Source organism: Streptomyces sp. NPDC111606 (assembly GCF_055656945.1).
Genome location: NZ_JBVKBY010000002.1, coordinates 799,331 through 814,134, shown reverse-complemented (window position 1 = coordinate 814,134; position 14,804 = coordinate 799,331). Strand labels below are relative to the sequence as shown.

The window sequence follows — 14,804 nt, the reverse complement described above, 5'->3', positions numbered from 1 at the left end:
CGACCCGATGACGCTGCCGTCCGACGACAACGTCAACGCCTACACCTTCTGCGTGGAGCTCAAGGGGAGCCAGTGGTTCCTGCAGAAGGGGAAGATGATCGCCTACTACGGCTCGATGGACTTCAACGGCGTCGGACACGGCCGACTCGACCGACTTGTCCGTACGTCCTTCCATTCGCCACTGCACGCGAGCGACTGGGTCGTGGCGGAGGGCAGCGGGAAGATGCTGCTGGCCGACCGGGCCTTCGACGTCAATTCGTACGACCTCGAAGACGGCAACCTGACCATTCGCTCCGGCAACCTGCTCGCTTTTCAGCCAACTCTTGCTCTCAAGCAATCGATCGTGCCGGGTTTTCTGACACTCATCGGAACCGGAAAGTTCGTGGCCGCATCTAACGGTCCGGTGGTGTTCATGGAACCCCCGATCCGGGTGGACCCACAGGCACTCGTCGGCTGGGCCGACTGCCCCTCCCCGTGCCATCACTACGACCATGGCTACATGACCGGCGTGATGGGCGGTCTACGTGCACTGACAGGCCTCGGCGGGGCCTCCGGAGAGGAGCATCAGTTCGAGTTCGTCGGAGCCGGTACGGTCCTGCTCCAGTCGAGCGAGACCCTCATGGCCGAGCAGGCCACGGGGGCGGTTCCACCGGAGCCCGGAGTGCCTGGTTCCGGAGGGACGCACACAGGCCCTTCACATCAGGCCGGGGCACCGCGCCTTCCCGGACAGCTGGGAGACCTCCAGCGTCGCTTCGGGCTGTGAGCGGTAGTCTGCGGAGTGTGACATCGAACGTGTGCGCACACAGTCGTGTCACAGAAAACCCTCACTAGTTCGCCTTTCAACTTTTTAGGTAGACTTCATTCATGGAGACCGAGACGGCCACCCGCTGGCTGACCGATGCGGAGCAGTGCGCCTGGCGCACCCACCTGGAGGTCAACAGGCTGTTGACGTACCAGCTCGAAAAAGACCTGCAGCCGTTCGGCCTGACAATGAACGACTACGAGATCCTGGTGAACCTGTCCGAGTCGGAGGACGTACGGATGCGGATGAGCGACCTCGCGTCGGCCACCCTCCAGTCCAAGAGCCGCCTCTCCCACCAGATCACCCGCATGGAGAACGCGAACCTGGTTCGACGTGAGAACTGCGAGTCCGACCGCCGCGGGCTCTACGCAGTGCTCACCGAGCACGGCATGGAGACGATGAAGAAGGTCGCGCCGCACCATGTGGCGTCCGTGCGGAGGCACTTCATCGACCTGCTGTCCACCGACGCCCTGGGGGAGCTCGACAAGGGCCTGAAGCCGATCGCGGAGCACCTGCGCGGGCAGCGCGGACGTCCGTGACACCCGGGTAAGTCCTCACTGACGGATCTGGGCGAGCGGCAGGCGGAGTTCGAACAGGGCGCCGCCTGCCGGGGCGTCGCGGACCGTGAGTGTGCCGCCGTGGCGTGCGGCCACGTCCCGGGCGATGGCGAGTCCGAGCCCGGCGCCGCCGTCGTCGCGGGTGCGGGCCTCGTCCAGCCGTACGAACCGCTCGAAGATCCGCTCCCGGTCGGCCTCGGCCACCCCGTCCCCGTCGTCCGCCACAGCCGCCACCGCCCAGTTCCCGTCCCGCCCGACGGACACGGTGACCGCCTCTCGGGCATGCCGCTGAGCGTTGTCGAGCAGGTTCCCCAGGACCCGCTCCAGCTGTCCCCGTGACCCGGCCACTTCGACGACCTCCGCCTCGACGGTCACGTTCTCCCGTCCCCGCGCCTCCCGCCGCGCCACCTCACCCAGGTCGACCCGCTTGTCGCCGGGCCCCTCCCCCGCGTCCAGGCGGGCGAGCAGCAACAGGTCGGCGGCCAGGCGCTGCAGTCGTACGGTGTCCTCCACCGCGCCCGGCACGTCCAGCAACTCCGGGTGGGCGACGCCCACTTCGAGCTGGGTGCGCAGGGACGCGATCGGGCTGCGCAGCTCGTGCGAGGCGTCGGCGACGAACCGGCGCTGGCGCTCCACAGATGTCTCCAGCGCGGCCAGCGTCTCGTTGGTGGTGCGGGCGAGCCTGGCGACCTCGTCGTGCGTGTCCGGCTCCGGCACGCGCCGGGCGAGGTCCTCGGACGCGGTGATCGCGGCCATCTCGCGCCGGATGCCCTCGACCGGGCGCAGTGCGCGCCGGGTGACCAGCCAGGTCACGGCCGCGACGACGCCGAGCAGCAGTGGGAAGCCGATGAGCATGACGGTGAGCGCGGTGTTCACGGCGCTCTGCTCGGCCTCCAGCGAGCCGCCGGCGTAGACGGTGAGCTTGCCCCGGTCGTCGGTGTCCACCGGGACGGCGGCGAAGCGGTAGTCGGCGGTGTCGCCGTCGATCGTCGCGGAGCCGTCGGTGAGCTCGCTCACCTCGCCGATCTCGCCGGCGTCCTGGGCGGTGTCGTCGCCCGAGGCGTCACCCTTGTCGTCGTCCGCGTCGTCGTCGGCGTCCTCGCCACCCGAACCGGCGGTGGTGCCCGTGCCCCCCGTGTCACCCTTGCGCGGCTGCGGCTTCACGGCGTCGGTGCCCGTGCCGCTGACCCGCTCCAGGTCCTCGGTGGCCGCGAGCAGCGTGCCGTTCGCGTCGACGACCTGGACCGGGCTGTCGTCGTCGATGTCCAGCTGGTCGTACGGCTTCCCTGCGGTGAGCTGGGCGACGACGTTCTGCGCCGTGCGCTCCGCGTCGTTGCCCGCCTGGTCGATCAGGTTGGACCGCAGCGACAGCAGCACCGCCGCGCCGGCCGCGACGAGCGCCACGGCCACCACGAGGGTGGCGGCGAGCGTGGCCCGTGACCGGACCGAGCCGAAGAGCCGTCTCATCGTTGCGCCTCCAGCCGATACCCGGCGCCGCGGACCGTCTTGATGAGCCCCGCGCGCAGCTTGCGCCGCAGGGTGCTGACGTACACCTCGACGATGTTCGGATCGCCCTCGTAGGCGAAGTCCCAGACGTGCTCCAGGATCTCGGCCTTGGACACCACCTGCCCGGCCCGCAGCACGAGCTGCTCCAGGACCGAGAACTCCTTGGTGGTGAGGGACACTTCGTCGTCGCCGAGGAAGACCCGGCGGGCGGCGGTGTCGACCTTGAGGTCGCCGTGGACGTGCACGGGCGAGGCCCCGGCACCCTGGCCCCCGCGCCGCAGCAGCGCCTTGACGCGGGCGACGAGGACGACGTACGAGAACGGCTTGGTCAGGTAGTCGTCGGCGCCGGTGTCCAGCCCCTCGGCCTCGTCGTACTCGCCGTCCTTGGCGGTGAGCATCAGGATCGGCACGTCGTGGCCGGCGGCGCGCAGGGCGGCGCAGACGCGGTAGCCGTTCATGCCGGGCAGCATGATGTCGAGGATCACGAGGTCGTACGCCCCCTCCGAGGCCCGGTACAGCCCTTCCCGGCCGTCGTGGACGACGTCCACGGCGTATCCCTCGGCGGTCAGGCCCTTGGCGAGCGACAGGGCCAGCCGCTTCTCGTCCTCCACGATCAACAGGCGCATGCGTACAGCCTGGCAAAGCGAAGCTGAAGATCTCTTCAGGGGGTTTCAGGTTCCTCTCAGCGTCGGTTCGGCAGATTGGTTCTCGTCGAAACGAAGCGACATGAAGTCACACGAAACGACGCGAAACGCAACGCCCGGGAGGGAACCCCATGAAGCGCAACATCGTCATCGCCACCGTCACCGCCGCGGCTCTGATCGGCGGCGGCACCGTCGCGGCCTACGCGTCGGCCGACGACGGCGACGCGCCCACCCAGCGTCAGACGAGCGTCCGGATCGCCGACGACCGTAACGACGACGCCGATGACCGCAATGAAGCGGCCGACGACCGGGACGACGCGACCGACGACCGCAACGACACCGCGGACGACCGGAACGACGACGCCACCGAGGCCCGCGGCTCCAAGATCACGGCCGCCGACGCGATCGCCGCCGCGCTGAAGAACACGCCAGGCACCGCCGTCTCCGCCGACCGGGACGACGACGGCGCCGGCGCCGGCGCCTGGGACGTGAACGTCGTCAAGGGCGACGGCACCGAGTACAGCGTCCTGGTCTCCCCCGACACCGCCAAGGTCGTCGGCGCCCATCGCGACGACGACGATGACAACGACGGCCGCGAGGACCTCGCCGCGCTGAAGGGCGCGAGCGTGGACGCCCGCGAGGCCGCCGAGGCCGGCGCGGCGAAGGGCACCGTGACCGACGTCGACCTGGACGACGACGGGCCCGCGGCGTGGAGCGTGGAGACCACGAAGGGCGAGTGGAAGGTCGACCTCAAGACCGGCAAGGTCACCCAGGACCACGACGACGACACCGCCCAGGACAACGGTCAGGACGACCGCGACGGCGACGACGACTGACGTCGGCGCGTCATACCAGGGGTACGGGATGTCCCGTACCCCTTTTCGCGTGCCGCGCCGCGGGCCACGGCCACCGCCGTCACCAGCATCAGCGCACCGGTGACCGCGAAGCACACCCCCGCCGGCAGCCACCCGACGAGCACGCCGGCCGCCGCGGCACCGCCCGTGATGCCCGCGTTGACAGCCGTGTTGACCCAGGCCCCGGCCTGGACCCGGGCCTCGGGCGCGGCGGTCTCGTCGGCGATGAGGTACGCGGTGGTGATCAGCGGGGACACGAAGACACCGGCGACCGCGACCGCCACGGCCAGGGTGCCGAGCCCCTGCGCCAGCCCGGCACCGCACAGCGCCAGCCCCAGTCCGGCCGCCTGCACGGACAGCCTGGTCCCGGCTGAGGCCCGCCACTCGACGGCCCCGTTGAGCAGCCCGCCGACGGCGCTTCCGGCGGACAGGGCGGCGAGCACCCAGGCCGCGCCGCCGGCGCCGTGACCGTGCCCCTCCGCGAAGGCCACGACCAGCAGATCGGCCACGCCCAGTGCCAGGCCGACCGCCGCCGCGGCGATCACCGGCCGGCCCAGTCCGCGCAGCACCCGCCGCCCGGCCGCGTCCGACCCCGGCTCGCGCCCGCCGGCCGGCACGGCACTCACCGCGGGCGACGACACGAACCCGGCGGTTCCCACCACCATCAGCGCCGCGCCCACGACGATGCCGGCCGCCGGCGGAGCGAACCCGACGAGCAGGCCCACCAGCAACGGCCCCGAGACGAAGAGCAGTTCCTCCGCGACGGCGTCGAGACTGTATGCCCGCTGCATCATCGCCCGGTCCGGCGCCAGCCGCCCCCACACGGCCCGCATGGTGGGCCCGAGCGGCGGAGTGCAGGCACCGGCGAGGCCGCTGACGGCAGCGACGGCGAGGGGCGAGGCGGCGCCGGGACGCCAGAGGAGCACCGCCAGCAGACCGAGCAGCCCGGTGTGGGCCGCGACCATCGGCACGAGCGCCCTGCGCGGCCCGTACCGGTCGATGAGGGCCGCCCTCGCGGGCGACAGGAAGACGCTGGTCGCGGAGAACAGCGCCATCACCACGCCCGCCACCGCGTACGACCCGGAGGCCCGGGTCACGGCGAGCATCACGGACAGCGGGGCGATGCCGTACGACAGCCGGCCGATCAGGGCTGCGACGAAGGTACGGCGGGCATGGGGGATCCGGAGAACGGCGGCATACGAAGGCCGCACGACATGCGTGGAAGACACGGGAGTTCCTCGACTCGAGGCGGAAAAGGGGACGCCGTATCGCCGCGCCGGTCACGACCGAGCGGTCGTTCACCGTGCGCGGGCAGGCGTGCCCTATGCCATGAGGAGGTACATGCGGGTCAACCTAGCAGCGGAGGGCGGCAGTTGACCATGGGGAAACTCCCGGGGCGCTTCGGAGGTCAGGCCCCCGTAAGCCCTTCCACCAGTTCGTCCGCCGCCCGGTACGGGTCCAGCTCGCCGGCGACGATCTTCTCCGCCAGTGCCCCGAGCCTGCGGTCGCCGTGCAGGTCCGCGATGCGTTCGCGCAGGGCGGTGACGGCGATGGTCTCGACCTCGCGGGCGGCACGAGCACGGCGGCGTTCGGTGAGGACCCCGCGCTCCTCCATCCAGGCGCGGTGCTTCTCCAAGGCCTCCACGACCTCGTCGATGCCCTCGGCGCGGGCGGCGACCGTCTTGACGATCGGCGGGCGCCAGTCGCCGGGTCCGCGGGACTCGCCGAGGCCGAGCATGTGGTTGAGCTCGCGGGCGGTGGCGTCGGCGCCGTCACGGTCGGCCTTGTTGACGACGTACACGTCGCCGATCTCCAGGATGCCCGCCTTGGCCGCCTGGATGCCGTCACCCATGCCCGGGGCCAGCAGGACGACGCTCGTGTCCGCCTGGGACGCGATCTCCACCTCCGACTGGCCCACCCCGACCGTCTCGACGAGCACCACGTCGCAGCCCGCGGCGTCCAGGACGCGGATCGCCTGCGGGGCGGCCCACGCAAGGCCCCCCAGGTGGCCGCGCGTCGCCATCGAGCGGATGTAGACGCCGGGGTCGGAGGCGTGGTCCGACATCCGGACCCGGTCGCCGAGCAGCGCGCCGCCCGAGAAGGGCGAGGACGGGTCGACGGCCAGGACGCCGACCCGCTTGCCCTGCTTGCGGTACGCCGTCACGAGCGCCGACGTGGATGTCGACTTGCCGACTCCGGGCGAACCCGTGAGCCCGACGACATACGCGTTGCCCGTGAGCGGCGCCAGTGCCTCCATGACCTCCCTGAGTTGCGGGGACGCCCCCTCCACCAAGGAGATCAGCCGGGCCACGGCCCGCGGCCGGCCCTCCCTCGCCTGGGCGACGAGTGTGGAGACGTCCTGCATCACTGCTCCGTTCAGAAAGGAAACGTACGAGTTCTCAGGCCTTTGGTACCCGCACGATCAGCGCGTCACCCTGGCCGCCACCGCCGCACAGGGCGGCCGCGCCGACGCCGCCGCCGCGCCGCTTCAGCTCGAGGGCCAGGTGCAGGACGAGCCGCGCACCGGACATGCCGATCGGGTGACCCAGGGCGATGGCTCCGCCGTTGACGTTCACCCTTTCCGATGACACCCCGAGGTCCTTCATTGACTGCACCGCGACGGCGGCGAAGGCCTCGTTGATCTCGATCAGGTCGAGGTCGGCGACCTCCAGGCCCTCCTTCTTCAGGGCGTGCTCGATGGCGTTCGAGGGCTGGGACTGGAGCGAGTTGTCCGGACCCGCCACATTGCCGTGGGCGCCGATCTCGGCGATCCAGTCCAGGCCGAGCTCCTGCGCCTTGGCCTTGCTCATGACGACGACCGCGGCGGCGCCGTCGGAGATCTGCGAGGCCGAGCCCGCCGTGATCGTGCCGTCCTTGGAGAAGGCGGGGCGCAGCTTGCCCAGGGACTCCGCCGTGGTGTCGCCGCGGATGCCCTCGTCCTTGCTGAAGAGCACCGGGTCGCCCTTGCGCTGCGGGATCTCGACCGGGGTGATCTCGGCCTCGAACAGGCCGTTCTTCTGCGCGGCGGCGGCGCGCTGGTGGGACTGGGCGGCGATCTCGTCCTGCGCGGGGCGCTGGATGCCGAGGCGGGTGTTGTGCTTCTCCGTGGACTCGCCCATGGCGATGCCCTCGAAGGAGTCGGTCAGACCGTCGTACGCCATCGAGTCGAGCATCTCGATCGCGCCGTACTTGAAGCCCTCACGGGACTTCGGCAGCAGGTGGGGGGCGTTGGTCATGGACTCCTGACCGCCCGCGACGATCACGTCGAACTCGCCGGCGCGGATCAGCTGGTCCGCGAGCGCGATCGCGTCGAGGCCCGACAGGCACACCTTGTTGATGGTGAGCGCCGGGACGTTCATCGGGATGCCGGCCTTGACCGCGGCCTGGCGCGCCGGGATCTGCCCCGCCCCGGCCTGCAGCACCTGGCCCATGATCACGTACTGCACCTGGTCGCCGCCGATCCCCGCACGGTCGAGGGCGGCCTTGATCGCGAAGCCGCCGAGGTCGGCTCCGGAGAAGGACTTCAGCGAGCCCAGCAACCGTCCCATGGGCGTACGGGCCCCCGCGACGATCACCGAGGTACTGCTGTTCGTTCCAGACATGAGGTGCGATCCCCTTCCGGCTGCACTGCCGAGGAGTGAACGAGGGTTTACTTCGAATGTACTGATGGCACTCCGTGCCGTCACCGGGCCGTCGGTGTGATCGCTGGCACGTTGCGTAACCATCGCCGTCGCGCTGCACTGAATTCCATGCTGACGCGAATCGACCACATCGGGATCGCCTGTTTCGACCTGGACAAGACCGTGGAGTTCTACCGGGCCACCTACGGCTTCGAGGTGTTCCACTCCGAGGTCAACGAGGAGCAGGGCGTCCGCGAGGCCATGCTCAAGATCAACGGCACCTCCGACGGCGGTGCCTCCTACCTGCAGCTTCTCGAACCCACCCGCCCGGACTCCACCGTCGCCAAGTGGCTCGACAAGAACGGCGAGGGTGTCCACCACATCGCTTTCGGTACGGCGGATGTGGACGGCGACGCCGCCGACATCAAGGGCAAGGGCGTACGCGTTCTGTACGAAGAGCCCCGGCGCGGCTCCATGGGGTCACGAATCACCTTCCTGCACCCGAAGGATTGCCACGGCGTACTGACAGAACTGGTCACTTCGGCGCCCGTTGAGTCACCTGAGCACTGACCCTCGTACATATGGGCCGGTAGGGTTGGGGGCGGTCGCCGCTCAGTCCAGGGCGACCCGGTCCTGCCTTTTGACGGCGGGACCGAGCCGGGGTCCGGGTTTCGGGGGGCGAGGGTGGGGCAACAGCCCGTGCTCCGCCGTTGATCTGACACCATTCCCCGGGGGCCCCGTTCGGCGGATGGACGGTGCTCGTACGGACAGACTTGCGACCAGGGGACGGATGGGACCGCGCAGTGCGGGGCTACGAACGCCAGGAGCGAGAGCCGGCGGCTGACGTCGACCACCTCTCTCGGTTCGAGGCCGAGATGGATCGGCTGAAGACCGAGCGGGAAAAGGCGATCCAGCACGCCGAGGACCTCGGCTACCAGGTCGAGGTGCTGCGCGCCAAGCTGCACGAGGCGCGGCGGACCATCATGTCCCGGCCCGCCTTCGACGGCGGGGACATCGGCTATCAGGCCGAGCAGCTGCTGCGCAATGCCCAGGTCCAGGCGGACCAGCTCCGCCAGGACGCCGAGCGCGAGCTCAGCCAGGTCCGGGCGCAGACCCAGCGGATCCTTCAGGAGCACGCGGAGAACGCGGCCCGTCTTCAGGCCGAGCTGCACCAGGAGGCGGTGACCCGCCGCCAGCAGCTCGACCAGGAGCTGGCCGAGCGCCGCCAGACCGTCGAGTCGCACGTCAACGAGAACGTGGCGTGGGCCGAGCAGCTGCGCGCCCGCAGCGAGTCGCAGGCCCGCCGGCTCCTCGACGAGTCGCGTGCCGAGGCCGAGCAGGCCATGTCGGCCGCGCGTACCGAGGCCGAGCGGCTCACCGGCGAGGCCCGGCAGCGCCTCACGGGCGCGGCCGAGGAGGCCCGCGCCGAGGCCGAGCAGATCCTGCTCCGGGCCCGCACGGACGCCGAGCGGCTGCTGAACGCTGCGTCCACGCAGGCCCTGGAGGCCACCGACCACGCCGAGCAGCTGCGCAGCTCCACGGCGACCGAGTCGGACAGCGCCCGCCGCCAGGCCACCGAGCTCAGCAGGGCCGCCGAGCAGCGCATGACGGAGGCCGAGGAGGCGCTTCGCAAGGCGCAGTCCGAGGCCGAGAAGCTGGTCGCCGAGGCCACGACGGCCGCCGAGAAGGCCCTGTCGAGCGCCGAATCGGCCAACGAACAGCGCATGCGTACGGCCAAGGAGCAGGTCGCCCGGCTGGTCAGCGAGGCCACCAAGGAGGCCGAGAGCACCAAGTCGGACGCCGAGCAGGTCGTCGCCGACGCCCGCGCGGAGGCCGAGAAGATCGTCGCCGAGGCCGCCGAGAAGGCCCGCACGCTCACCGCCGAGGAAAGCGCGACCCAGCTGTCGAAGGCGGCCAAGACCGCCGAGGACGTCCTCAACAAGGCGCAGGAAGACGCTCAGAACACCACCAAGGCCGCGGCCGAGGAGGCCGAGCGGATCCGCACGGAGGCCGAAACCGAGGCGGACCGGCTGCGGGCCGAGGCGCACGACATCGCCGAGCAGCTCAAGGGCTCGGCGAAGGACGACACCAAGGAGTACCGCGCCAAGACCGTCGAGCTCCAGGAGGAGGCCCGACGGCTGCGCGGCGATGCCGAGCAGCTGCGCTCCGAGGCGGTCGCCGAGGGCGAGAAGATCCGCGCGGAGGCCCGCAAGGAGGCCGTCCAGCAGATCGAGGAGGCGGCCAAGACCGCCGAGGAGCTGCTGTCCAAGGCCAGGCAGGACGCGGACGAGCTACGCCAGAAGGCCACCACGGACAGCGAGAAGGTCCGCACCGAGGCCATCGAGCGGGCGACGACGCTGCGCCGGCAGGCCGAGGAGACCCTCCAGCGCACCCGTCAGGAGGCCGAACGGCACCGTGACGAGGTCGTCGAGCAGGCCGAGGGCATCAAGGCCGACGCCGAGCAGGCCGCCCGTGAGCTGCGCGAGGAGACCGAGCGCGGCGTCGACGCCCGCCGGGCCGAGGCCGCCGAGGAGCTGACGCGCCTTCACACCGACGCCGAGCAGCGGCTCGCGACGGCCGAGGAGGCGCTCACCGACGCCCGCGAGGAGGCCGCGCGCATCCGGCGCGAGGCCGGCGAGGAGACCGACCGGCTGCGCGCCGAGGCGGCCGAGCGGATCCGCACCCTCCAGCAGCAGGCCGAGGAGGAGGCCGACCGGCTGCGCAACGAGGCCGCGTCGGACGCGTCCGCGTCCCGGGCCGAGGGCGAGGCCGTCGCCGTACGCCTCAGGTCGGAGGCCGCGGCCGAGGCCGAGCGGCTGAAGTCGGAGGCACAGGACACCGCCGACCGGGTCCGTGCGGAGGCGCAGGCCGCCGCCGAGCGGCTCGGCACCGAGGCGTCCGAGACGCTGGCCGCCGCCCAGGAGGAGGCGACCCGGCGCCGCCGCGAGGCGGAGGACCTCCTCGGTTCCGCCCGCCACGAGGCCGACCAGGAGCGCGAGCGGGCCCGCGAGCAGAGCGAGGAGCTGCTGGCTGTCGCCCGGGGCCGGGTGGAGGAGGCGCAGACCGAGGCGGTGCGGCTGGTCGAGGAGGCCGACCGGCGCGCCACCGAGATGGTCTCCGCGGCCGAGCAGCACGCCCAGCAGGTCCGCGACGCCGTGTCCGGGCTGCACGAGCAGGCCCAGGAGGAGATCACCGGCCTGCGCAGCGCGGCCGAGCACGCGGCGGACCGTACCCGCCGGGAGGCCGAGGAGGAGTCGGACCGGGTCCGCTCCGACGCCTACGCCGAGCGGGAGCGGGCCAGCGAGGACGCGGGCCGCATCCGGCGCGAGGCGAACGAGGAGTCGGCCGCCGCCAAGTCCCTCGCCGAGCGAACCGTCGGGGAGGCCATCGCCGAGGCGGACCGGCTGCGGTCGGACGCCACCGAGCACGCGCAGCGGATCCGTACCGAGGCCTCCGACAAGATCGCCGAGGCCGAGCAGGCCGCGTCCCGCACCCGCGCGGACGCCCGCGACGACGCCAACCGGATCCGTTCGGACGCGGCGACGCAGGCCGACACCCTCATCACCGAGGCACGTTCCGAGGCCGAGCGGCTGCAGTCGGAGACGGTCACGGAGGCCGACCGGGTGCGCACCGAGGCGCTCGCCAAGGCCGAGAGGCTGGTCGGGGACGCCACGTCGGACGCGGAGCGGCTGCGCGCCGAGGCCGCCGAGACGGTGGGGTCCGCCCAGCAGCACGCGGAGCGCACCCGCAGCGAGTCCGAGCGCGTCAAGGCCGAGGCGGCCGCGGAGGCCGAGCGGCTCGTGTCCGCCGCCCGTGAGGAGGCCGAGCGCACCCTCGACGAGGCCCGCAAGGACGCGGGCAAGCGGCGCCAGGACGTGGCCGAGCAGGTCGACAAGCTCATCACGGAGACCACCGCCGAGGCGGACAAGCTGCTCACCGAGGCGCAGCAGCAGGCGCACAAGACGACCGCGGACGCCGAGGCGCAGGCCGACACCATGGTGGGCGCCGCCCGCAAGGAGGCCGACCGGCTGGTCTCCGAGGCGACGGTGGAGGGCAACTCGCGGGTGGAGAAGTCCCGTACGGACGCGGACGAGCTGCTCGTCGGCGCGCGCCGGGACGCCACCTCGATAAGGGAGCGCGCCGAGGAGCTGCGCGACCGCATCACGAACGAGATCGAGGAGCTGCACGAGCGGGCCCGCCGCGAGGCCTCCGAGACGATGAAGTCGACCGGCGACCGGTGCGACGCGCTCATCAAGGCCGCCGAGGAGCAGCTGTCCAAGGCGCAGGCGAAGGCCAAGGAACTGGTCTCGGAGGCCAACTCCGAGGCGGGCAAGGTCCGCATCGCCGCCGTGAAGAAGGCCGAGGGCCTGCTGAAGGAGGCCGAGCAGAAGCGCTCCTCGCTGATCAAGGAGGCCGAGGAGCTCAGGGCCGAGGCGATCCGCGAGGCCAAGCGCACGGTCGAGGAGGGCAAGCGCGAGCTGGAGGTCCTCGTCCGGCGCCGGGAGGACATCAACGCCGAAATCTCCCGTGTCCAGGACGTCCTGGAGGCGTTGGAGTCCTTCGAGACACCGGGCGGCGCCAAGGACAACGGGGTCAAGGCAGGTGCGACAGTGGGCGCCCCTCGATCGGGTGGCAAGTCGTCAGACAGCTAGCGGGCCGAGCGGGTTCCGGTGTCTCCTGGGGCCTTTGACCAAGTTTTTGGCAAGCCGTCCGACGGTTAGCCACTCAAAAGGGGTCTCATTCTCCAGATCAAACACGTATCCGCTCGATGACACACCGCTTCGGCCCCTAGGATTCCACTTATCACCTCACCGGTCTCATTCGACAGGAACCCCATGAGCGACACTTCCCCCTACGGCTTCGAGCTTGTGCGGCGTGGGTACGACCGCGCGCAGGTGGACGAACGCATCTCGAAGCTCGTCTCCGACCGCGACAGCGCTCTGGCCCGCATCACCGCTCTGGAAAAGCGCATCGAGGAGCTCCACCTCGAGACGCAGAACGCCCAGGCCCAGGTAACCGACGCCGAGCCGTCGTACGCCGGTCTCGGCGCGCGTGTCGAGAAGATCCTCCGCCTCGCCGAGGAAGAGGCCAAGGATCTGCGCGAGGAGGCACGCCGCGCCGCCGAGCAGCACCGCGAGCTCGCCGAGTCGGCGGCCCAGCAGGTCCGCAACGACGCAGAATCGTTCGCTGCTGAGCGCAAGTCCAAGGCGGAGGACGAGGGCGTCCGCATCGTCGAGAAGGCCAAGAGTGACGCCTCGCAGCTGCGTGCCGAGGCCCAGAAGGACGCGCAGTCCAAGCGCGAGGAGGCCGACGCCCTCTTCGAGGAGACCCGCGCCAAGGCCGCGCAGGCCGCCGCCGACTTCGAGACGAACCTCGCCAAGCGCCGCGAGCAGTCCGAGCGCGACCTGGCGTCCCGTCAGCAGAAGGCGGAGAAGCGCCTCGCGGAGATCGAGCACCGCGCGGAGCAGCTGCGTCTGGAGGCCGAGAAGCTGCGCACGGACGCCGAGCGCCGGGCCCGCCAGACGGTGGAGACGGCTCAGCGCCAGGCCGAGGACATCGTGGCCGACGCGAACGCCAAGGCCGACCGGATCCGTTCGGAATCCGAGCGCGAGCTCGCGGCTCTCACCAACCGCCGCGACAGCATCAACGCTCAGCTGACGAACGTCCGCGAGATGCTGGCGACCCTCACGGGCGCCGCGGTGGCCGCCGCCGGCACCCCGGCCGAGGACGAGCCGATCTCCCGCGGTGTTCCGGCGCAGCAGACCCGGTAACCGTTCGGCGTACGTCGTCTGAACATCTGTGAAGCCCCTTGCCACTCCGGTGGCAGGGGGCTTTGCGGCGTTTTAGCGTGGTCGGCATGATCGAGCTCGAGGGGCTGACAAAGCGGTACGGCGACAAGGTGGCGGTCAACAACCTCACCTTCACCGTCAGACCCGGCATCGTCACCGGGTTCCTCGGCCCCAACGGCGCCGGGAAGTCCACGACCATGCGGATGATCCTGGGCCTCGATCACCCCACCGCCGGCGGCGTCCGTATCGACAGCAAGCGCTACGACCAGCTCAAGGACCCGCTGACGTACATCGGCGCGCTGCTCGAGGCCAAGGCCTGGCACGGCGGGCGCAGCGCCTACAACCACCTGCTGTGCCTCGCCCAGAGCAACGGCATCCCGAGGAGCCGGGTGCGCGAGGTGCTGGACACGGTCGGGCTGACGGCGGTCGCGCGCAAGAAGACCAAGGGCTTCTCCATGGGCATGGGGCAGCGGCTCGGTATCGCGGGCGCGCTGCTCGGCGATCCGCGGATCCTGATGTTCGACGAGCCGGTCAACGGGCTCGATCCCGAGGGCATCCACTGGATCCGGAACCTGATGAAGTCCCTGGCCGCCCAGGGGCGGACGGTGTTCGTCTCCAGTCACCTGATGAGCGAGATGGCCCTGACCGCGGACCACCTCGTCGTCATCGGTCAGGGGCGGCTGCTGGCCGACACGTCCATGGCCGACTTCATCGAGCGCAACTCGCGGTCGTACGTCCGGATCCGCACCCCGCAGCGGGAGCGGCTGCTCGACGTCCTGCCCACGGCCGGGATCACTGCCGTGCAGACGGGTGACGGCACCCTCGAAGTGGATGGCAGCAAGGCCGAGCAGATCGGCGAGCTGGCGGCGCGGCACGGGATCGTGCTGCACGAGCTGAGCCCGCAGCAGGCCTCCCTGGAAGAGGCGTTCATGCAGCTCACCGCTGAGTCGGTGGAGTACCACGCGCACACCGGCGCGCCGCTGCTGCCCGAGCCGGGGCCGCAGTGGGGCGACGACTGGAGGAGGAGCTAGG

Annotated in this window: 12 protein-coding genes; 7 read left to right on the top strand and 5 right to left on the bottom strand. The window is 71.1% G+C overall.

Going from position 1 to position 14,804, the window contains the following annotated elements; all coding sequences use genetic code 11:
- The first annotated feature begins 7 nt into the window (after positions 1–7).
- Positions 8–763 carry an AIM24 family protein gene (locus tag ACZ7M7_RS11550; protein WP_383603718.1) on the top strand — a complete coding sequence of 252 codons (756 nt, stop codon included), beginning with the start codon at positions 8–10 and terminating at the stop codon, positions 761–763.
- 101 nt (positions 764–864) lie between these two features.
- Positions 865–1,341 carry a MarR family winged helix-turn-helix transcriptional regulator gene (locus ACZ7M7_RS11545; RefSeq protein ID WP_383602498.1) on the top strand — a complete coding sequence of 159 codons (477 nt, stop codon included), beginning with the start codon at positions 865–867 and terminating at the stop codon, positions 1,339–1,341.
- A 15-nt stretch (positions 1,342–1,356) separates the two neighbouring features.
- Here the strand turns inward: ACZ7M7_RS11545 and ACZ7M7_RS11540 are convergent, their stop codons facing one another.
- Together ACZ7M7_RS11540 and ACZ7M7_RS11535 are read right to left on the bottom strand one after the other, a co-directional pair.
- Positions 1,357–2,826 (bottom strand): sensor histidine kinase, encoded by a 1,470-nt coding sequence (locus ACZ7M7_RS11540; RefSeq protein WP_472115109.1) that lies wholly within the window; start codon positions 2,824–2,826, stop codon positions 1,357–1,359.
- Positions 2,823–3,491, bottom strand: a complete 669-nt coding sequence (locus tag ACZ7M7_RS11535; protein WP_451169568.1) for a response regulator transcription factor — start codon at positions 3,489–3,491, stop codon at positions 2,823–2,825. Before ACZ7M7_RS11535 ends, ACZ7M7_RS11540 begins: the two co-directional genes overlap by 4 nt.
- Positions 3,492–3,640: 149 nt before the next feature.
- Between ACZ7M7_RS11535 and ACZ7M7_RS11530 the strand changes: the two genes are divergently transcribed.
- Complete coding sequence (locus ACZ7M7_RS11530; RefSeq protein ID WP_472115106.1) at positions 3,641–4,345, top strand: PepSY domain-containing protein; 705 nt, start codon at positions 3,641–3,643, stop codon at positions 4,343–4,345.
- On the opposite strand, the gene ACZ7M7_RS11525 is transcribed toward ACZ7M7_RS11530, so the two are convergent.
- From ACZ7M7_RS11525 to ACZ7M7_RS11515, 3 genes are all read right to left on the bottom strand, one after another.
- Positions 4,315–5,592 carry an MFS transporter gene (locus tag ACZ7M7_RS11525; RefSeq protein WP_472115103.1) on the bottom strand — a complete coding sequence of 426 codons (1,278 nt, stop codon included), beginning with the start codon at positions 5,590–5,592 and terminating at the stop codon, positions 4,315–4,317. The genes ACZ7M7_RS11530 and ACZ7M7_RS11525 overlap by 31 nt on opposite strands.
- Before the next feature lie 179 nt (positions 5,593–5,771).
- Complete coding sequence (meaB, locus tag ACZ7M7_RS11520; RefSeq protein WP_363046224.1) at positions 5,772–6,728, bottom strand: methylmalonyl Co-A mutase-associated GTPase MeaB; 957 nt, start codon at positions 6,726–6,728, stop codon at positions 5,772–5,774.
- Between the two features lie 34 nt (positions 6,729–6,762).
- Complete coding sequence (locus tag ACZ7M7_RS11515) at positions 6,763–7,965, bottom strand: acetyl-CoA C-acetyltransferase (protein WP_383602513.1); 1,203 nt, start codon at positions 7,963–7,965, stop codon at positions 6,763–6,765.
- 147 nt (positions 7,966–8,112) lie between these two features.
- On the opposite strand from ACZ7M7_RS11515, the gene mce reads away from it, so the two are divergent.
- The 4 genes from mce to ACZ7M7_RS11495 all read left to right on the top strand — a co-directional run bounded on the left by mce (position 8,113) and on the right by ACZ7M7_RS11495 (position 14,803).
- Positions 8,113–8,553, top strand: coding sequence for a methylmalonyl-CoA epimerase (mce, locus tag ACZ7M7_RS11510; RefSeq protein WP_472115100.1), 441 nt, complete (start codon positions 8,113–8,115; stop codon positions 8,551–8,553).
- A gap of 233 nt (positions 8,554–8,786) precedes the next feature.
- Complete coding sequence (gene scy, locus ACZ7M7_RS11505) at positions 8,787–12,635, top strand: polarized growth protein Scy (RefSeq protein ID WP_472115097.1); 3,849 nt, start codon at positions 8,787–8,789, stop codon at positions 12,633–12,635.
- 183 nt (positions 12,636–12,818) lie between these two features.
- On the top strand, positions 12,819–13,754 hold the full coding sequence (locus ACZ7M7_RS11500) for a coiled-coil domain-containing protein (protein WP_328879272.1): 936 nt from the start codon (positions 12,819–12,821) through the stop codon (positions 13,752–13,754).
- Between the two features lie 86 nt (positions 13,755–13,840).
- Positions 13,841–14,803 carry an ATP-binding cassette domain-containing protein gene (locus ACZ7M7_RS11495; RefSeq protein ID WP_472115094.1) on the top strand — a complete coding sequence of 321 codons (963 nt, stop codon included), beginning with the start codon at positions 13,841–13,843 and terminating at the stop codon, positions 14,801–14,803.
- Position 14,804 lies beyond the last annotated feature (1 nt).